An 18,155-nucleotide genomic window follows, 5' to 3' on the forward strand; every position below is an offset into this window, starting at 1 on the left:
CGTCGAGCCGTCAGTCATCGAGCAATCGCGATCACTGACCTTCGATGAAAAAAACCAAGGCGCCCCACAAGGCGCCTTTTTTATTGCCTGTCAAAAAACCAGAGGAATGACCCATGACCATGTTACGTGGCACTCGAATGATCACCGGCGAACAAGCCGCCACCCTGCGCACCCTGGAAGGACGCTTCCGGAGCTGGCTTCATCGAAGCGGGCGCTGAAGAAGTCATTGTCCCGGCGCTGTGGGGCCAGGACACCTTTATCGAGAAGGCCGGCGGCAGCGAAGTCATCGGCCAGATGTGGGCCTTCAACGACAAGGCCGGGCGGCCTTGCTGCCTGATCCCGGAAGCCACCGCGCTGTTCCAGGAAACCGCCGGCGAGCTGCTGGCGGGGCGCGAGCAGGCGGCCTTCTTCTACGTTGCCCGCTGCTATCGCTACGAGCGGCCGCAAGCCGGGCGCTACCGCGAGTTCACCCAGTTGGGCCTGGAGATTCTCGGCCCCGATCCGCAGCGCGCCCTGGAGCAGGCGCGGGCGCTGTGCGTGGGCTTTCTCGACGCCTTGGGCCTGGAATACCAGCTCAACCTCGGGGTCAAGCGCGGCCTGACCTACTACCTCAATGGCGAGGGTTTCGAAGTACGCTGCCCGCGCCTGGGGGCGCAGCAGCAAGTGGTGGGGGCAGGCGCCTATCGCCAGGGAGCCGGCTTCGGCATTGGCCTGGAGCGCCTGCAACTGGCGCTGCAAGCCTGACCGCCTGCGTGCGGTAGGAGCTGGCTTGCCAGCGAAGGCATTCGCCAGGGCGGTGCAGGGCTTGCGGGCCTCTTCGCCGGCAAGCCGGCTCCTACGGGTGGGGTCAGGGGCGCCGGCGCACGAATTTGCGCCACAGCCAGACCCACAGCAGCACCAGGGGGAAGGCCAGGATCACGAAGGGCAGCACATAGCTGCCTTTCTCCAGGGCCTCGGCGGTGCCGTCGGCCAGGTTGTCCAGCAGGTTGCTGAAGGCGCGCTTGAGGCTGGATTCGCGCTGGACGCCGTCGCTGGGCAGGAACTTCAGGGTCAGGAGGTTGGTGTCCAGGCGGCGTTGCTGGCCGGCGGCGGTCTGGGCCAGGGCCTGCAGGTCGTTCTCGATGCCGGCCTGTTCCCGGCTCAGGGCAATCAGGTCGCTGACGCTGATGTCCTTGCGCGCCGCCAGTTCGTCCAGGCGCTGCTGTTGGGCCTTGAGCCGCTGCTGCTGGCGCTGCACATCGGCCACGGCATCGGCCAGGTCTTCGGCGCTGGTGATGCGCTCGCCCAGTTCCGCGCCCTGGGAGGCCTGCTGGACGATGGGCTCCACACCGTCCGGAACTATTCGCAGCGTCACCTGGGCGCGGTACTTGCCCTGTTCCAGGCGCAGGATATTGCACGGGCCGAACTGGGCCTTCTCGCAGGCTTCGCGGGTTTGCGCCAGGCGCGGACCGATCTGCGCGGCTGGCAGCGACAGGCTCAGTTCATGCTCATAGGCCAATTGCGCGCCGGCCTTGCCCTGGGCCCCGCCCAAGGCCACGGCGCTGCTGTTGTGGTCGCTGGGAGAGCAGGCGCTGAGGGCCAGGGCGCCGAACAGGGCCAGGGCCAGTCGACGGAATTTCGCAGGGTGATCGTCCTGATGTTGCATGGGGGCTCCTTGAGGGATGAATCGGCGACAGGGTCGCAGGTGCGCATCTTACCGTCGTTCGGGGAAAGACCACGATCCCGGCTGGGCTTATCGAGGATAATTTTCCTGGCTGATGCTGATAGGCGCGGAGCGGGTTCAGGGCTACACCTGTGGCAGCCCGGGACGACGGTGTTTCGGCGCAGATCAAGGAGTGCGTCATGCGCGAGTCGGATATCCCCCCAGGCTTTGCCCCCTTGCCCCGCAGCAGCCCGCTGCTGGAACTGATCGGCCCGGTCTACGGCTGCGGCAGTGGCAGCGAACTGCGCGTCGGCCTGCGCGCCGACACCCGCCACGCCAACGGCCGGGGCACGGTGCATGGCGGCATCATCGCCACCCTGGCGGACATCGGCATGGGCTACGCCATGGCGTTTTCCAGCGATCCGCCCTTGCCGTTGATCACCGCCAGCATGACCCTCGACTACCTGGGCGCGGTGCAGGTCGGGGAATGGATCGAGGTGCACCTGGAGCATGCCAAGCGTGGCCGGCAGATGGCCTTTGCCACCGTGGTGCTGCGGGTCGGCGAACAGGAAGTGGCCCGGGCCAGCGGCGTCTTCGCCGTCCCAACCGCAGCCCTGTAGCCGCTGCTGAGCCTGCGAAGCTGCGCAAAGGTCCGCAGGACCTTGCCTGGCGATCTTCCGTCGATCGCGCAGGGGCCTCAGGATCGCAGCGTCTGCTGCGCAGCCAGCGGCAGCGGCTACAGCTGTTTCCAATCCAGGCCGAAACGCGCCAGGTATTTGCGCAGGCGGTCGGCGTCGTTGGGGTTGGCCTTGCCCAGGCGCGACACGCCGAACAGCCGGCGCCCCGCCTCCGACAGGCTGTCGGCGCGGCGGCACTCGGCAATCACAGCCTTGAGTTGCAGGCGGTCGAACAGGTCCAGCTGCACATCGTCGCCCAGCAGTTTCTGCAGTTCGTCCTCTTGGTTCTCCTGCCCCCAGGCGTGGCGCAGGCGCTGGATCTCTTCCTCGGCCTGGGCCTGGTCGATGCGCCCGCTGTCGGCCAGGGTGGCCATGCGGGTGATGGACGCCGACAGCTCGCGGAAGTTGCCCAGCCACGCCGCTTCGCTGGAGCTGGCAAAGGCCAGGTAGCGTCGCCGCGCTTCAAGGTTGAAGCGCACCAGCTGCCCTTGTTCCCGGGCGTGACGCTCCAGCTCGAAATCGATGTTCGGTTCGATGTCTTCGCGGCGCCCCGCCAGCCCCGGCAGGTTGAAGGTCCAGAGGTTGATCCGCGCATACAGGTCCTCGCGGAACAGGCCCTGGGCCACCCGGCCACGCAGGTCGCGGTGGGTGCCGGCGATGATCAGGAAATTGCTCTGCACCTCCTGGTCCGAACCCATGGGAAAGAAACGCTTCTCCTCGATGGCCTTGAGCAGCATGGCCTGTTCGTCCAGCCCCAGTTCACCGATCTCGTCGAGAAACAGCATGCCGCCATCCGCCGCCCGCAGCAGGCCTTCGCGGGCATTCTGGGCGCCGGTGAAGGCGCCCTTGATATGGCCGAACAGTGCCGACATGGCCCCGTCCCCACGCAGGGTGGCGCAGTTGACCTCGACAAAGCGCCCCTGCACCTGGTGCCGGCCACGCTTGAGCTCATAGATGCGCCGGGCCAGGAACGACTTGCCGGCACCGGTGGGGCCGATCAGCAGCATCGGTGCCCTGGAGCGCACGGCAACCCGTTCGATCTGCTCGATGGAGCGGTTGAATGCCGGGTTGCGGGTGGCGATCCCGGACTTGAGGAAGGCCAGGCCTTCCAGGCGCTTGTGGGCAAAACGCGAGGCGATGCGGTCGTAGCGCGACAGGTCGAGGTCGATCAGGGCGTGGGTGCCGGTGGCGTGCTGGTCAGGGTCGCGGCGCCGCGCCGGCGAGGTCTGGATCAGCCGGGCAGGGAGGTAGCGCGCCTCGGTCAGCAGGAACCAGCAGATCTGCGCCACGTGGGTGCCGGTGGTGATGTGCACCAGGTAGTCCTCGCGCTCGGTGTCGAACGGGTAGGCGCTGGTGAAGTCGTGCAGGGCGCCGTACACCTCCTCGAAATCCCAGGGATTGTTCAGGCCCATGGGGTGCAGGCGCACCTCGGTTTCCGGCGACACCTGGCGCACGTCGTTGGCCACCCGTTCGGCCAGGCTGACATCCCGCGCGTCCAGGCCATGGATCAGTTCCAGGCGGTTGATCAGCACATCCTGCTGCTGGCACAGACCGACCGTGGGCCGCCAATGGCTCCAGCGGTTGGCACCCTTGCCGACGCGATCGAGGGTGGAACCGACAAAACCTATGGCGACCGTGGGCTTGTTCGACATTTTTATACCTGGAGATAAAAAACGATAAGCAAAGATATAAAATTATCGAGGCGTTTGTCTTGCCGGATACTTGATGAAAAAGTGATAAAAAATAAAAACCTTATAAATCAATGAGTTGAAAAATAATTTGTTGGAAAATCAAAACCTGGCACAGCGGCTGCAATATCTCTGGCAACGAACAAGACAACAGAGCGAGACGCCAAGATGGCCAACTTCCAGCTGTTCAACACCCAACAGGCAAAAGCGCCAGCGAGCACCACCCTGAACGCTTCCAAGGCCGGGGCCTATGCCTACAACGCCAAGCATCGCCTGGCCCAGCTGGCGGTCACCGGTTGCCTGAACTCGACCTTCTACACCTCGCCTGAAGGCCAGCTGGAAGCGGTACTGCAATTGGTGAGCGAGCTGGACAGCCGCTTCGTCGCCCAGGCCGCCCGTTACGCTCGGCAGCAAGGCCATATGAAGGACATGCCGGCGCTGCTGCTGGCGGCACTGACCGCGCAACGCTCGGCCCTGGTGCCGGAGCTGTTCGCCCAGGTGGTGGACAACGGCAAGATGCTGCGCAACTTCGTGCAGATCCTGCGCAGCGGCGTGACCGGGCGCAAATCCCTGGGGTCGCAGCCCAAGCGCCTGGTGCAGAACTGGTTGAACAGCGCTACCGAGCGCCAGCTGTTGCAGGCCTCGATCGGCAACCAGCCGTCCCTGGCGGACGTGGTGAAGATGGTTCACCCCAAGCCAAGCGAGGCCTGGCGTGAAGCCTTCTTTGCCTGGTTGATCGGCAAGCCGGTGGATGTGCAGGCGCTGCCTGAGCTGACCCGGGACCTGTTGGCGTTTCGCAGCGGAGCGACCCGGGAAGTGCCCCAGGTGCCGTTCCAGTTGCTCGGCAACGAGACACTGAGCACCGAACAATGGGCCGGGCAGGCCCGCAACATGGGCTGGCAGGGGCTGCGCATGAACCTCAATACCCTGGCGCGCCACGGCGCGTTCCAGGTGCCGGGTTGCACCGAGTACGTGGCGGCGCGGCTGGCGGATGCGGGGGAGGTGGCCAAGGCCCGGGTCTACCCGTACCAGTTGCTGGCGGCCTACCGCATGGCCGGTGACGAGGTGCCGCAGCCGGTCCGCGAGGCGCTGCAGGATGCCCTGGAGCTGTCCCTGGCCAACGTGCCGGCGCTGGCGGGCAACGTGGTGGTCTGCCCGGATGTATCGGGCTCGATGCACAGCCCTGTTACCGGCTATCGCCAGGGCGCCACCACCGCGGTGCGCTGCATCGATGTGGCGGCACTGGTGGCGGCAGCGGTGTTGCGCAAGCAGCCGGCGGCGCGGGTCATGCCGTTCGAGCGTGGAGTGGTGAACATCCACCTCAACCCGCGGGACAGCGTGATGAGCAATGCGCAGAAGCTGGCGAACATCGGCGGAGGGGGGACCAACTGCTCGGCGCCCCTGGCGCAGCTGGCCAACGCCAAGAGCCGCGTGGACACCCTGATCCTGGTCTCGGACAACGAGTCGTGGATCGATGCGCGGCGCCACGGCGCCACGGAAACGATGCGCCAGTGGGAGCGGATCCGGGCCATCAACCCGCAGGCGAAGCTGGTATGCATCGACATGCAGCCCGGGGCCACGACCCAGGCACCGGACCGCGAGGACATCCTCAACGTCGGCGGCTTCAGTGACGCGGTGTTCGATGTGATCGAGCAGTTCACTGCGGGCAATTACGGTGCGCAGCACTGGGTAAAGGCTATCGAGGCGATGTAACGCTGATCGGTAGAGGATGAAACACACCGTGCGCCGGCCAGCCGGCGCACACCACAGATTTTTTGCTCATTGGCCCTGAATGCCGCTGTGACTACATCCAAAGGCGTCTCAGCAACTCTTGTCAGGACCGGTGACGGCACGAATGCCAGTGGCTGTACATATTGGTTAAGCCGGTTCGAATCCGGCGATCAGTCACTTCTTTTGTCGTGCCACCTTTTTTGCAGTTTTTGCGACGAATGCTGATGGAACTACATCCAAGGTTCGAGATGCGGGTTCGATTCCCGCCGGTGCCGGAAAACGGCGCCGTGGTTCAATGGTCAGAACGCGAGTGCACCGTTTCATCGACTCCTTGTCGTCGCATCTTTTCCCCCCGCCTCGGCGGGATGGCAGCGAATGCCACGGGTACTACATCGTGTCGCGGGTTCGAACCCCGCCAGCCGCAAGGCTGTAGCTCAGTCGGTAGAGCAAATGTGCCTGTTCCCTTGTCGCTGCCCGCAGGCCCGGCCTGCACCGATTGACCCGGCGAATGCCGGTGGAACTACAGGACAGCGTGGTCGCGGGTTCGAGTCCCGTTCACCGCAAGGTGCTAGCTCAGAGGCAGAGCGCGCTGCATGTTTCACCTCCACTTGTCGCCGTTTGCACCGAACACCGCAATTTCGTAGGAGCTGGCTTGCCAGCGAAGAGACCCCCGAGATCGTCTGCTGCGACCCGGCTCCTGCGCACCCTATTGAACAAGGCCGTATCCGCGGCCACAGGAAAAAGAGTCAACGACATGGAACACAAGACCTACCAACTGCTGGAAGTCGCCAACGGCAAGCCGATCAAGATGTGGACCCAGGGCGTGCCGGTGGAAAACGAAGCCCGCCAGCAATTGATGAACACCGCGAAGATGCCGTTCATCTTCAAGCACCTGGCGGTGATGCCCGACGTGCACCTGGGTAAGGGTTCGACCATCGGTAGCGTGATCCCCACGGTGGGCGCGATCATCCCGGCTGCGGTCGGGGTGGATATCGGCTGCGGAATGATCGCCGCCCGTACTTCGCTGACCGCCTCCGACCTGCCGGATAACCTGGCCGGATTGCGTAGCGCCATCGAGGCGGCGGTGCCTCACGGTCGTACCTCGCCCCGTAGCGGTCGCGATAAGGGCGCCTGGGGCGACGTGCCGAATCAGGCCGACCAGGCCTGGGCTGCGCTGCACCCACGTTTCAAGGCGATCACCGATAAGTACCCGGCCCTGGCCAACAGCAACAACCGCAAGCACCTGGGAACCCTCGGCGGGGGTAACCACTTCATCGAGGTCTGCCTGGATGAGGCCAACCGGGTCTGGTTCATGCTCCACAGCGGTTCCCGTGGCGTAGGTAACGCCATCGGCAACCTGTTCATTCACCTGGCCCAGGCCGATATGCGCCAGCACATCGCCAACCTGCCGGACCGCGACCTGGCCTATTTCGAGGAAGGCAGCCAGCACTTCAACGATTACGTGGAAGCGGTGGCCTGGGCCCAGGATTTCGCCCGGCAGAACCGTGAGCTGATGATGCAACTGGTGATCCAGGCCACCCGCAAGGTGATCAGCAAGCCCTTCGAGGTGGCGCTGGAGGCAGTCAACTGCCACCACAACTACGTGCAGAAGGAGCGCCACTTCGGTGAAGAGGTGCTGGTGACCCGCAAGGGGGCGGTGTCGGCGAAGAAGGGCGAGCTGGGGATCATTCCGGGTTCGATGGGGGCCAAGAGCTTCATTGTCCGCGGATTGGGTAACGAGGAGGCGTTCTGCTCCTGCAGCCACGGCGCGGGGCGTACCATGAGCCGCACCAAGGCCAAGAACACCTTCACCCTGGCCGACCAGATCCGCGCGACCGCCCATGTGGAGTGCCGTAAGGACGAAGCGGTGATCGATGAAATCCCGATGGCCTACAAGGACATCGACCAAGTGATGCACGCCCAGCGCGAGCTGGTGGAAGTGCTGCACACCCTGCGTCAGGTGGTGTGCGTTAAGGGGTAGAACAATGGACGACATGGATGCATTGATAGCAACCCCGCCCGGCTGGCAGTACCAGCTGAGCGACTACGAAGCCCGCCGCGTGCGGGAGGTGATGGACGAGTTGGACAGGCACAGCGCCTGGCTGGAGCTGAGCCGCTTCGGCAACGGTTTCGTGCGTCAGGCCGCGGTGCGCGGGCTGGCCGCGCAGCCTTCGGCAGAGGCCCTGGTGGCTTTGCTGGAGCGCCTCAACGACTGGGTGCCCCAGGTTCGCCAGGAGGCCGCCGCGGCGGTCGAGGCCTATTGGGTGCCGGAGCATGCCGGGCTGCTGTTGCAGACCCTGGCACCGCTGCTGGCCCTGGCCGGCAAGCAGCGCGCCGACCACGGCGCGACTCTGGAGCGGGCCAGCGCCGTGTTGCAACTGGCCCAGGTGCGCGACCAGGTGCAAGGGGCCTTTGGCACTTGCCGGGGCAAGGCTGCGCGCTTTGTCTTCGAGCTGTTGCTCAAGGGCGTCGAGGACCGACCGGCGCTGCTGGCCATGGCCCTGCGCCACCCGGAGGTCAGCGTGCGGCAGATGGCGGTGGACGCCTGCGCCGAACTGCCCGATGAGCAGGCGCTGCCCTTGCTGGAAGAGGTGATGCGCAGCTGCGGCGCCAGTGTGCGGGTCAAGGCCCTGCGGCTGCTGCTGTCGCGCCTGGCCGATTGTCGCGAGTATCTGGCGCAGGCCCTGCTCGACCCTTCGGGGGCCTTGCGTTGCCTGGCCCACTGGGCCGCGCCGCGCCATGGGCTGGACCCGCGGGCAGTGCTGCTGGCCCGCTTGCAGCAGCCGGCCCCGGGCAACAAGCGCCAGTGGCTGGGGCTACTGGGGTTGGTCAGGGAGCTGCAGGAGCCACAGGCCGATGCCATGGTGCGCCAGGCCCTGGCTTCGCCGGCGCTGAGCGTGCGCCTGCAGGCCCTGCAAACCCTGGGTGAACGTGGCATGGCCGAGCAACTGGCGGCCCTGGACGATGCCTCGGACAAGGTCTTCGACTGCGCCCTGGGCCTGTTGCGCCAGCAGCCGTGGGCGGTATTCGACGAGGCCCTGGAGCAGCGTCTGGACCAGCATTGGCACGATCTGCCCAAGGCGCGACGCTGGGCCATGCTGGCCCTCAAACCGGGCTGGCGTCAGTTGGAGTACCTGCTGTGGCGCCTGGGGCAGGGCGGCAGTGACGCCGCCTATTGGCGCGAGGCCCTGGCACGCTGGTGCGACAGCCGCTACGGGATGTTCGACCCGGTGACCCCCAAGCCCCTGCGCGAGGCCATGGTGCAACGCTTGCAGGCGATGGAAGCCGCCGGGGAATTACCCGTCGGTTCGGTCCAGCGGCTGTTGTGAGGAAAGGAGAACCGCCATGTTGACCCTGGTTGAAGATGAGCACAGCCAGGCGCTGCGCCAACAGCTGGAAGCGGCGTTTTGCGTGTTCGATTTTGTGCGGCTGGCGGTGGAGCCGGGTGTCGAGGTGAATCAGGCCTTGCATCGCCAGGGCTTGCAGCACCTGTATCAGCACCTGATGACCAGGCGCCGTGAGGCCTGGAAAAAGCTGCGCCAGGACCCGCGCTACGCCGACGTTGGTGAACCGCAGATGCGCTGGGAACCGGAGCGGGCACTGCCTGAGCGGCTCAGCCCGCAGCAGGTCCGGCAACTGGTTTGCGAAGATCCGGAGCAGCAGGACTGGGCCTTGTACCGGGCGTTTTGCCAGCCACCGTACGGGCTGCATTTCCCGGGTGGGGCCGAGCAGGCCCGGCAGGTGTACGGCCAATGGCTGGACCTGCTGGGGCTCGATCTCCAGCAGCAGCCCCAGGTGATCAACTGGGTGGGCGGCCTGGAGCTGGATTGTCAGGCCCCGGCCATGGGCCCGCATCTGCTGCCCTGGAGTGAGTATTTCGACGAAGGCCTGGAATGGTGGGGCGTCTGGTGCCTGACGGTGTGGAACCCCGTGCGCCGGACCCTGAGTGTGCTGGCCGCCAGCGCCACGGATTGAACAAGGAAAAGGATCATGGACCATCTGGAGCGCCATCCCCTGAGCAGCGCCATGCGCGAACGGGTATTGGCCGAGCTGGCGCGGATCGAGCGCGAGCGCAATGTGCAGGTGCTGTATGCCTGTGAATCCGGCAGTCGGGCCTGGGGCTTTGCCTCTGCCGACAGCGATTACGATGTGCGTTTCGTCTATGTGGAAAAGCCCGAATGGTTCATCCAGGTGGATGCCGGGCGCGACGTGATCGAGCGGCCCCTGGACGACGAGCTGGACATCAGCGGCTGGGAACTGCGCAAGACCCTGGGGCTGTTGCGCAAGTCCAACCCGACCCTGCTGGAATGGCTGGACTCGCCCCTGGTGTACCGCAGCGAACCGACCGCCGCCGAGCGCCTGCGTGAGCTGGCCGAGGCGTTCTACAGCCCGCCGGCGGCGCGCAACCATTATCTGTCGATGGCCAGGAAGAACTTTCGCGGTTACCTGCAAGGCGACAGCGTGCGCTTCAAGAAGTACTTCTACGTCCTGCGGCCCTTGCTCGCGGTGCGCTGGATCGACCAGGGGCGCGGCCGACCGCCGATGACCTTCGCCGACCTGCTGACCACCGTCGACCATCAGCCACTGCTGGACGAAGTGGCCGAGCTGCTGGTTTTGAAACGCTGCGCCGACGAGTCCGCCTACGGACCGCGACGCCCGGCACTGCACGCCTTTATCGCCGCCGAGCTGGAACGCCCGGTGCCGAAACTGGCGCGTACCCATGAAGACAACGCGTTGCTGGACGCTTACCTGCGGGAAACGGTCCGGCACTACGCCTGAGGAATGTGATGAAACAGGATGTAATCGAACTGGACGGCGCCATCGGCGGCGGCCAGGTACTGCGCAGCGCCCTGAGCCTGTCGATGCTCACCGGCAAGACCCTGCGTATCCATAATATTCGCGCCCGGCGCAGCCGCCCGGGGCTGTTGCGCCAGCACCTGACCGCGGTGCTGGCGGCGGCCCAGGTATGTGGCGCCAGAACCACTGGGGCCGAGCTTGGCTCCCAGGTCCTGAGCTTCGAGCCGGGGCCGATCCGCGGCGGCGACTACCGCTTCGCCATCGGCACCGCCGGCAGTTGCACCCTGGTGCTGCAGACCCTGCTGCCGGCCTTGCTGCGAGCGCCGCAGCCGAGCCGCGTGAGCATCAGCGGCGGCACCCACAACCCCCTGGCGCCGCCGGTGGATTTCCTCCAGCAGGCCTGGCTGCCGCAACTGCGGCGCATGGGCGGGCGGGTGGAACTGCAGCTGCTGCGCCATGGTTTTGTCCCGGCCGGCGGTGGCGAGCTGGAGGCCTTTATCCAGCCTTCGGAGCTGCAACCCTTGCATCTTCAAGAGCGCGGAGCATTGCTCGGCAGTCGAGCCTGGGCCTTGAGCGCGGGCCTGCCGGAGCATGTGGCGGAACGCGAGTTGCGCCGGGTGCACGATCGCCTGCAACTGCCTCGCGAGCAGCTCACCCCGGTGCTGCTGGATGAAGAGTACGGCCCGGGCAATGTGCTGCTGCTGGAGTTCGCCTTCGAGCACCTGACCGAGCTGTTTTGCGGTTTCGGCCAGAACAGCCTGCGGGCGGAGAAGGTCGCCGACGGCGCCATCGATCAGGCCCGGGACTGGCTGGACTCCGGTGCCGCAGTGGCGGAACACCTGGCCGATCAACTGTTGCTGCCCATGGCCCTGGCCGGTGGCGGCAGCTTCACCACGCCGTGCATGACCGAGCACCTGCAGAGCAATATCCGGGTGATCGAGGCATTTTTGCCGGTGCGGATCGAGGCGCGGCCACTGAGCGAGCAAGTACTGCAGGTGCAATGCCACGCCCTGCCGTGAAAGGGTAATGGGCCCGGGTCATCAAGGAGGTTGTCGCCATGTATCACCTGTATGGAAGCCAGGGCACCGGCTCGGCCATCGTCGAGATCGCCCTGGAGTACTGCCAGCTGGCCTACCGCCGCATCGAGGCCGCGCCCTGGGAGGACAGCCCCGGGCGCGAGGCCCTGGCACGGCTCAATCCGCTGTTGCAGATTCCCACCCTGCAACTGCCCGATGGCAGCATCCTCACCGAAAGCGCGGCGATCCTGATCCACCTGGGCCTGGAGTTTCCCGACTCCGGGTTGCTGCCTGCGCCAGCGTCGGCCCGGGCCCAGGTGATACGCGGCCTGGTGTACATCGCCGCCAACTGCTATTCGGCCATCGGCATCCTCGACTACCCGGAACGCTGGATCAGCGACCCCGACGAACCGCTCAAGGCCCGGATGCGCGCCGCCGCGGCCGAGCGCCTGTATCGCAGCTGGGGGCTGTTCGCCGAGCAGTTTGCGTCGCGACCATATTTCGGCGGTGCGGCGCCGGGTGCCCTGGATATCCAGGCGGCAGTGGTGTCGCGCTGGTCCGGTGCGCGAGAGCACCTGCGCGATAGCCATCCCGATTTTCTCGCCCTGCTGCAACGCATCGACCGCGAACCGCGCATCGCCGCGGTCCTGGCCCGCCACTGGCCCCCCGCATCCTCGTAGGAGCTGGCTTGCCAGCGAAAGCGACCGCCAGCCGTATGCAGGGCTCAAGGGCCCCTTCGCCGGCAAGCCGGTTCCTACGGTGGGTATTGATATTAATGGGAGCGGGGCACTTTGCCCCGCATCGTAGGAGCTGGCTTGCCAGCGAAAGCGGCCGCCAGTCATATGCAGGGCTCGCGGGCCCCTTCGCCGGCAAGCCGGCTCCTACGGTGGGTTTTGATATTGATGGGAGCGGGGCACTCTGCCCCGCGTCGTAGGAGCTGGCTTGCCAGCGAAAGCGACCGCCAGTCGTATGCAGGGCTCAAGGGCCTCTTCGCCGGCAAGCCGGCTCCTGCGGTTAGGAGGCGGGGTGATAGAGAGGTGAATCAGCGGTTGAGTTTCCTGGGGCGAAGCTGGCAGTCTGCGGGCCCGGTTCAGTGTCGGTTTTCTCTCAGGGACGTACTCGATGGATGGCAACACCTGGCTCAAGGCCTTGAATACTCTGCTGACGATTGTGCAGCGCCTGGTGCTGCTCAGTGGCTGGTTTATCGCCGCGCTGGTGCTGGGGTTCACCATCAAGTCCGGGTTGCAGCCCTTTCTGGCGATGTTCCTGGCTTCGCTGTTGGGGGTTGTCGCGTTGGTGGTGCATGAGGGCGGGCATTACCTGGGGGCACGCGGGTGCGCGATGCCGGTGTTGCATGTACGGGTGGCCGCCGTGGAGATCCAGGTGCTGCGGCGCGGCTGGCGGGTGCGCTGGGCACCGCAGCTCAAGCGCAATCGCCTGGGCGGCTATGTGATTGCCGCGAGCAATCTGCAACGGCCACTGCGGCAGCAGTGGATGCTGGTGGTCCTGTGCGGGCCGCTGCTGAATCTGCTGGTGGGTGGCGCTTCCCTGGCGCTTGGGCTGTCCTGGCCCGGGGTGCCGGGGGCCATTGCCCTGGCGTTTGCCGTGATCAATCTGGCCATGGGGGTGGGTAACCTGATGCCTGCCTGGCGGGTACTGCCCAGCGACGGCATGCTCCTGCTGGGCTGGTACCGGCATCGCGACGATCAACGTCCGGAGCTGGCCCAGGCACGCCTGTTGGCCCTGACCGTGGCCGGGGTGCCCAGCGCACAATTGCCGGTGGACGATCTTCAGCGCCTGGCCGAAGGCCCCATGCCTGGGCCGCTGGTCGCATTCGGCTGCCGCCTCAATGCCCTGCAGGACCAGGGCGACTGGCCGGCCGCGGTGCAGATGGAGCAGGAACTGGATCAATTGCTGGCGGCCCGGTCGGCGCAACTGAACGGCATGAGTGGCCTGATCGAGTTGTTGAGGGGCGAGTTGGCATTCTGCCGCGCTTTGCTGCAGCGTGACGCCGCGCCCCTGAACAACACGCCGATGAGCGCCGAAGTGGATTGGAACGCACCCTGGCTGCGACCGCGCTGCCTAGCCTTGCAAGCCATTCTTGAAGGCGACCGGCAGCGGGGCGAGCACCATCTGCAACAGGCGCTGCAAGCGGCCAATAACAGCGTGGTGCTGTCCCAGGGCAAGAGTGAAGCCCTGCTGGCCGAACAGCTGCGAGCCTTGCCGGCGCCCACCCATCTGTAGGCGCTGGCTTGCCAGCGAAAGCGGCTGCCAGCCTGGCGCAAGGCTCGCGGGCCGCTTCGCCGGCAGCCCGGCTTGTGCGGCCTGGGGATGAAAGTAGTCGGTGCAGGAGGACAAAACTCTTATACTCCGGCGCTTTATTTTCCCCACTCCGCCAGAGGAACGCCCCGTGGCCAATGACACCGACCAGGATTTCTACAACCGCGCCGACGCCGTTATCGAGCTGGCCAACTCCCATATCGCCGACAGCAGCCGGGGCAAGGCCAGCGCGTCGCTGATGTACGCCAACTCCCGTTTCAGCGCCTGGGTCAGCGCCTGCGGGTGCCGCAATGCCCAGGAGCTGGCGGCGGCCAAGCAGCAGGCGGTGGATTATTTCGTCGAGGAGTTCCGCCTGATGATGGAAGAGAACCTCACGGACTACATCGAGAACTTCGAGCTGTACATGGGCGCCAAGCAGGACTGAAGGCGCCCAGCGCCACCAGTTGTGTAGCGCTTCTCGTGCCTGGCCCGGGCTGCCCGTAGCCCGGGGGCATGTTTCGAGGATGGCAGGGCCCCGGCTACCGAGGGCCCTGCCTGAGTCGCCCCCTCTCCAGGTGTACTCCCGCCTGTTGCGCTGACAAAAAAAGTGAACGGCATCACTCTTTGTTCAAGGGAAGCATGCATCCGGTCGATAAGCTCTGAATGCCTATTGATATGGAGTTCGTCATGGCCTTGCTACCGGTTCGTTTGTCTCATCGTTTGACCCTCGGCAGTGTGTTGCTGTTGCTGTTCACGGCGCTGGCGGTATTTGCCGTGATGACCTTACGGGGGCAGCCCAAAGTGGTGGAGGCAAGCTCGGCACTGATCGAGCAGACCGGCAGCGCCATCGTTCGCCAGCTGGCGTTGCAGTTGGCGGGCATCGAAGGGGTGACCGCGAGCATGGCCCACCTGCTGGAAGGGCTGCCCAAGGAGCAGGCGCTGGTCATGGCCACCCTGCCCAAGGTGATCGACCATGAAGGCGACAAGGCGATCGCCGGGGGCGGCATCTGGCCAGAACCCAATGCCTTCACCCCCGGCGTGGAGCGCCGCAGTTTCTTCTGGGCCCGCAGCGATGCCGGGCCCCTGGCATTCTCAGATGACTACAACGCCGCCGGCAGCGCCGGTTATCACCATGAAGCCTGGTATACCGGCGCCCGCAACAGCGCGCCTGGCCGTTGCCTGTGGTCCGAGGCCTACCAGGACCCGGTGACCCAGGTGCCGATGACCACCTGCAGCGTGCCCTATCGCCAGGACGGCGCCTTTGCCGGGGTCGCCACCATCGACCTGCGCCTGGACGACCTGGCGCGCTTCCTCAAGGAGCAGGGGGCGGTCACCGGTGGCTATGCCTTCGCCCTGGACCAGGCCGGCAACGTGCTGTATTTCCCTGATGCCCAGGCCGGCGGCGGGGGCCAGATGCTCAGCTTCGACGCCCTGAGCAAGCAGCAACCCTGGTTGCTTCCGGTGGCCGAGGCCCTGGCCAAGCCGGCACCGACCGGGCAGGTGCGCAGCCTGGACCTGGACGAGGACGGGCGCTTGCAGGAAGCGGCGCGGGTCAGCTTGTTCAGCATGCCCGGCAGCGGCTGGACCATCGGCCTGGTGACCCCGGAGCAGAAGGTCACCGGCCTGGCCCGGGCCATGACCACCGAGATCTTGCTGTTCCTCCTGCCGTTGCTGGCGCTGCTGCTGTTCTTTGCCTGGCTGGCCGGGCACAAGCTGATTGCCCAACTGGAAGAAACCACCCGGCAGATCGATGCCCTGGGCAGTGGCCAGGCCAGCGACAACGCCGAGCTGCACGTGGCCCGGGCCGACGAGATCGGCGCCTTGCGCGCCGCGGTGAACCGCTATGCCGGGCAGTTGCGGCAAATGCTGCAGAAGATCGCCAGCGAAGCCCGGCAGTTGCAGAACGAAGCCGCGCGCCTGGGTCAACTCAGCAGCACCCTGGCCCAGCGTGCCGAGCAGCAGCGCCAGGAGAACACCCAGTTGGCCACGGCCATCACCGAGATGTCCTCCAGTGCCCTGGAAGTGGCGCAGAACACCAACAATTGCGCCGACACCGCGCGCCAGTCCCTGGTGGTGGTGCAGGAGGGCCAGCACAAGGTCGATGCCAACAGCCAGTCGATCCAGCAGTTGTCCGCGGAAATGGCCGAGGCGGCGGCAGTGATCCAGCGCCTGGAGCAGGACAGCCAGCAGGTCGGCGCGGTGCTGGATGTGATCAAGGCGATCTCCGAGCAGACCAACCTGCTGGCGCTGAACGCCGCCATCGAAGCGGCCCGGGCCGGGGAGCAGGGCCGGGGCTTTGCCGTGGTGGCGGACGAAGTGCGGACCCTGGCCGGCCGCACCCAGACCTCGGCCAACGAGATCAGCGGCATGATCAACGACTTGCAGCAGGCCTCGCGTCAGGCGGTGCAGGCGATCCAGGCCGGCGAAACACGAACCCGCCAGGCGGTGGGCGAGGCGTCGGGTGCATCGGATGCGCTGTCCAGCACGGTGACCAGCTTCGACGATATTTCCCAGCGGGCGCAGCAGATTGCCGTGGCGGCCCAGCAGCAGAGCCACGTGACCCAGGAGATCAACGAACTGGCGGTGCGCATCCACGGCATCAGCGAGGACAACGCCCGGGACGCCCAGGCCCTGGACAAGGTCAGCGAGGCTATGCAGGCCCTGTCCGGGCGCTTGTCGAACCTCAGCCAGGGCCACCGCTGAGGCATTGCCTGCCCGGGCCGTCGGCGGCCCGGGCGGGTTTCAGTCCCCCCGGGCCGCATTCGCCGGCCCGTTTCAGACCTGGCTGTACATCATCAGCTTGAAGTTCAACAACAGCCCCAACGACACCCAGCCGAGCCCCAGCAGGCCATTGATCAACGGCTTGCCGGGAGCCACGCGCGTGGCCAGGAAGCGCGCGATGGCGGCGCCGATCAGCGCGCCGGGAAAGTCGAACAGATAGAACAGCCAGCCCAAGGCGCCTTCCGGGGAACTGATCCACAGGCAGAACAGTTGCAGGTGCGCGGCCAGGGCCAGGGCCACCCCGGTGAACAGCGCCGGCGTGGGCCGGGTGCACAGCAGCAGGCCGAGAATCAGCCCCTGGGGCAGCCAGTAGGCGGCGAAGTTCTCCCAGAAATAATCTATCGGTTGCCAGGCCCGGACGATTGCCAGGGACAGCCCCCAGAGCAACGCGGCGGCAGCGGGCAGGTGATTCAGGGAGAGCAGGCGCAGGGAGCTGGAAGACATGCAGGATCTCGCTAATGAAGTTGTGGATCAGCCGGGCTGATGGTCGGGGAGGGCGCTCTGGCTGCACAGCTCATGCACCACCTGGCGCAACCAGCGATGGGCCGGGTCAGCCTCCATGCGCGGGTGCCAGAGCAGGGAGATGGTCATTTCCGGCAGGGGCACCGGCAGGCTGAAACCGTGCAGGCCGTGCCGCAGGTTGCTGGTGTGGCGCTCGGGCACCATGGCGATCAGGTCCGAACCCCGGGCCAGGGCCAGGGCGGCGGAAAAACCGCTGACCAGGGTGACGATCTGCCGTTCCAGGCCCAGGGCTTTCAGGGCCTCGTCCATGCGCCCATGAGCATGGCCCTGGTGGGCGGCGAGGATATGTTCGCCAGCCACGTAGGCATCCAGGCTTACCGGCCCCCGGCTCAAGGGGTGGCCGGCGCGCACCACGCCGATAAAGCGATCGCGAAACAGCGCCCGGGTGCGCAACTCGGGGCTGGTGTCGGCGTCGATCACCGCGGTTTCCAGGTCGACGCTGGCATCGCGCAGGGGCTGGCTGTCGCGGTCCAGCTTGGGTACGAAGTGCACCCGCACCCCGGGCGCTTCAGCCCGCAGGCGACTGACCAGCGCCGGGCCGAAATTCTCGACGAAACCATCACGGCTGCGCAGGGTGAAGGTGCGCTGCAGGCGGCCCAGGTCGATCTGCTCGGCCGGGCGCAGAGCGGCCTGGGCGTCTGCCACCAGTTGGCCGATGCGCTGGCGCAGCTCCAGGGCCCGAGGGGTGGGCACCAGGCCGCGCCCGGCGCGCACCAGCAGCGGGTCGCCGGTGGCCTGGCGCAGGCGGGCCAGCGTCCGGCTCATGGCCGAGGGGCTCAGATGCAGGCGCTGGGCAGCCCGCGCCACGCTGCCTTCGGCCAGCAGTACGTCCAGGGTCAGCAGCAGGTTCAGATCGGGAGTCGACATCGGCGCAATGTAGCACGCAGGCAGCTGGCATGGCGTTGAATGCATCAATTAACTGCAAAGGCTGCGCCTTCCGCCTGGTCACGGCTGGCCCTAGGCTGGCGGGCATCACCTTGCCGGAGCCTGTGCGATGCCCATTCCCGAGTCCCAAGCCGCCCCCCAAGCCGCCCCCCAGGAA

Annotated in this window: 15 protein-coding genes and 2 pseudogenes; 13 read left to right on the forward strand and 4 right to left on the reverse strand. The window is 66.2% G+C overall.

The window, feature by feature from the left end; translation table 11 throughout:
• The first annotated feature begins 201 nt into the window (after positions 1-201).
• On the forward strand, positions 202-744 hold the full coding sequence (locus A9971_RS14655) for an ATP phosphoribosyltransferase regulatory subunit (RefSeq protein WP_041117318.1): 543 nt from the start codon (positions 202-204) through the stop codon (positions 742-744).
• Between the two features lie 103 nt (positions 745-847).
• Here A9971_RS14655 and A9971_RS14660 read toward each other — a convergent pair whose 3' ends face one another.
• Positions 848-1,645 (reverse strand): DUF4349 domain-containing protein, encoded by a 798-nt coding sequence (locus A9971_RS14660; RefSeq protein WP_041117320.1) that lies wholly within the window; start codon positions 1,643-1,645, stop codon positions 848-850.
• 197 nt (positions 1,646-1,842) lie between these two features.
• Here A9971_RS14660 and A9971_RS14665 point away from each other — a divergent pair, with 197 nt between their 5' ends.
• Positions 1,843-2,262 (forward strand): PaaI family thioesterase, encoded by a 420-nt coding sequence (locus A9971_RS14665; RefSeq protein ID WP_053150603.1) that lies wholly within the window; start codon positions 1,843-1,845, stop codon positions 2,260-2,262.
• A 116-nt stretch (positions 2,263-2,378) separates the two neighbouring features.
• On the opposite strand, the gene rtcR is transcribed toward A9971_RS14665, so the two are convergent.
• Positions 2,379-3,971, reverse strand: coding sequence for an RNA repair transcriptional activator RtcR (rtcR, locus tag A9971_RS14670; RefSeq protein ID WP_183000126.1), 1,593 nt, complete (start codon positions 3,969-3,971; stop codon positions 2,379-2,381).
• 204 nt (positions 3,972-4,175) lie between these two features.
• Here rtcR and A9971_RS14675 point away from each other — a divergent pair, with 204 nt between their 5' ends.
• From A9971_RS14675 to A9971_RS33200, 11 genes and pseudogenes are all read left to right on the forward strand, one after another.
• A complete protein-coding gene (locus tag A9971_RS14675) occupies positions 4,176-5,720 on the forward strand; it encodes an RNA-binding protein (RefSeq protein WP_183000127.1) in 1,545 nt (514 codons plus the stop codon).
• A 772-nt stretch (positions 5,721-6,492) separates the two neighbouring features.
• Positions 6,493-7,719, forward strand: coding sequence for an RtcB family protein (locus A9971_RS14680; RefSeq protein ID WP_011060602.1), 1,227 nt, complete (start codon positions 6,493-6,495; stop codon positions 7,717-7,719).
• A gap of 4 nt (positions 7,720-7,723) precedes the next feature.
• Positions 7,724-9,067: a hypothetical protein gene (locus tag A9971_RS14685; protein WP_053150613.1), complete on the forward strand. Its 1,344-nt coding sequence runs from the start codon at positions 7,724-7,726 to the stop codon at positions 9,065-9,067.
• Positions 9,068-9,083: 16 nt separating this feature from the next.
• Positions 9,084-9,713: a hypothetical protein gene (locus A9971_RS14690; protein ID WP_183000128.1), complete on the forward strand. Its 630-nt coding sequence runs from the start codon at positions 9,084-9,086 to the stop codon at positions 9,711-9,713.
• A 15-nt stretch (positions 9,714-9,728) separates the two neighbouring features.
• The gene (locus tag A9971_RS14695) at positions 9,729-10,517 is read left to right on the forward strand and encodes a nucleotidyltransferase domain-containing protein (protein ID WP_183000129.1); all 789 of its coding nucleotides are present in this window, start codon (positions 9,729-9,731) and stop codon (positions 10,515-10,517) included.
• A gap of 8 nt (positions 10,518-10,525) precedes the next feature.
• A complete protein-coding gene (gene rtcA, locus A9971_RS14700; protein ID WP_053157633.1) occupies positions 10,526-11,554 on the forward strand; it encodes an RNA 3'-terminal phosphate cyclase in 1,029 nt (342 codons plus the stop codon).
• 38 nt (positions 11,555-11,592) lie between these two features.
• Positions 11,593-12,231, forward strand: coding sequence for a glutathione S-transferase family protein (locus tag A9971_RS14705; RefSeq protein ID WP_161467231.1), 639 nt, complete (start codon positions 11,593-11,595; stop codon positions 12,229-12,231).
• Positions 12,232-12,673: 442 nt separating this feature from the next.
• On the forward strand, positions 12,674-13,795 hold the full coding sequence (locus A9971_RS14710) for a site-2 protease family protein (protein ID WP_019093713.1): 1,122 nt from the start codon (positions 12,674-12,676) through the stop codon (positions 13,793-13,795).
• 166 nt (positions 13,796-13,961) lie between these two features.
• Positions 13,962-14,255, forward strand: a complete 294-nt coding sequence (locus A9971_RS14715; protein WP_011060609.1) for a DUF3144 domain-containing protein — start codon at positions 13,962-13,964, stop codon at positions 14,253-14,255.
• Between the two features lie 500 nt (positions 14,256-14,755).
• Positions 14,756-15,391 (forward strand): annotated as a pseudogene (locus A9971_RS33195) (cache domain-containing protein); the annotation flags it as partial.
• A 582-nt stretch (positions 15,392-15,973) separates the two neighbouring features.
• Positions 15,974-16,513: pseudogene (locus A9971_RS33200) on the forward strand (methyl-accepting chemotaxis protein); the annotation flags it as partial.
• 72 nt (positions 16,514-16,585) lie between these two features.
• On the opposite strand, the gene A9971_RS14725 reads toward A9971_RS33200, so the two are convergent.
• Together A9971_RS14725 and A9971_RS14730 are read right to left on the reverse strand one after the other, a co-directional pair.
• Positions 16,586-17,035, reverse strand: a complete 450-nt coding sequence (locus tag A9971_RS14725) for a hypothetical protein (RefSeq protein WP_041117341.1) — start codon at positions 17,033-17,035, stop codon at positions 16,586-16,588.
• A 27-nt stretch (positions 17,036-17,062) separates the two neighbouring features.
• Complete coding sequence (locus A9971_RS14730; RefSeq protein ID WP_183000130.1) at positions 17,063-17,980, reverse strand: LysR family transcriptional regulator; 918 nt, start codon at positions 17,978-17,980, stop codon at positions 17,063-17,065.
• Positions 17,981-18,155: the final 175 nt, after the last annotated feature.

Source organism: Pseudomonas sp. UME65, from assembly GCF_014170225.1.
GTDB classification, from domain to species: domain Bacteria; phylum Pseudomonadota; class Gammaproteobacteria; order Pseudomonadales; family Pseudomonadaceae; genus Aquipseudomonas; species Aquipseudomonas protegens.

Excerpts from the sequence above, each read along its gene's own strand:
- A9971_RS14675 (WP_183000127.1), top strand. The coding sequence starts at position 4,176 with ATGGCCAACTTCCAGCTGTTCAACACCCAACAGGCAAAAGCGCCAGCG.
- A9971_RS14690 (WP_183000128.1), top strand. The coding sequence starts at position 9,084 with ATGTTGACCCTGGTTGAAGATGAGCACAGCCAGGCGCTGCGCCAACAG.
- A9971_RS14710 (WP_019093713.1), top strand. The coding sequence starts at position 12,674 with ATGGATGGCAACACCTGGCTCAAGGCCTTGAATACTCTGCTGACGATT.
- A9971_RS14665 (WP_053150603.1), top strand. The coding sequence starts at position 1,843 with ATGCGCGAGTCGGATATCCCCCCAGGCTTTGCCCCCTTGCCCCGCAGC.
- A9971_RS14730 (WP_183000130.1), bottom strand. The coding sequence starts at position 17,980 with ATGTCGACTCCCGATCTGAACCTGCTGCTGACCCTGGACGTACTGCTG.
- A9971_RS14725 (WP_041117341.1), bottom strand. The coding sequence starts at position 17,035 with ATGTCTTCCAGCTCCCTGCGCCTGCTCTCCCTGAATCACCTGCCCGCT.
- A9971_RS14695 (WP_183000129.1), top strand. The coding sequence starts at position 9,729 with ATGGACCATCTGGAGCGCCATCCCCTGAGCAGCGCCATGCGCGAACGG.
- rtcA (WP_053157633.1), top strand. The coding sequence starts at position 10,526 with ATGAAACAGGATGTAATCGAACTGGACGGCGCCATCGGCGGCGGCCAG.
- A9971_RS14705 (WP_161467231.1), top strand. The coding sequence starts at position 11,593 with ATGTATCACCTGTATGGAAGCCAGGGCACCGGCTCGGCCATCGTCGAG.
- rtcR (WP_183000126.1), bottom strand. The coding sequence starts at position 3,971 with ATGTCGAACAAGCCCACGGTCGCCATAGGTTTTGTCGGTTCCACCCTC.
- A9971_RS14685 (WP_053150613.1), top strand. The coding sequence starts at position 7,724 with ATGGACGACATGGATGCATTGATAGCAACCCCGCCCGGCTGGCAGTAC.
- A9971_RS14660 (WP_041117320.1), bottom strand. The coding sequence starts at position 1,645 with ATGCAACATCAGGACGATCACCCTGCGAAATTCCGTCGACTGGCCCTG.
- A9971_RS14680 (WP_011060602.1), top strand. The coding sequence starts at position 6,493 with ATGGAACACAAGACCTACCAACTGCTGGAAGTCGCCAACGGCAAGCCG.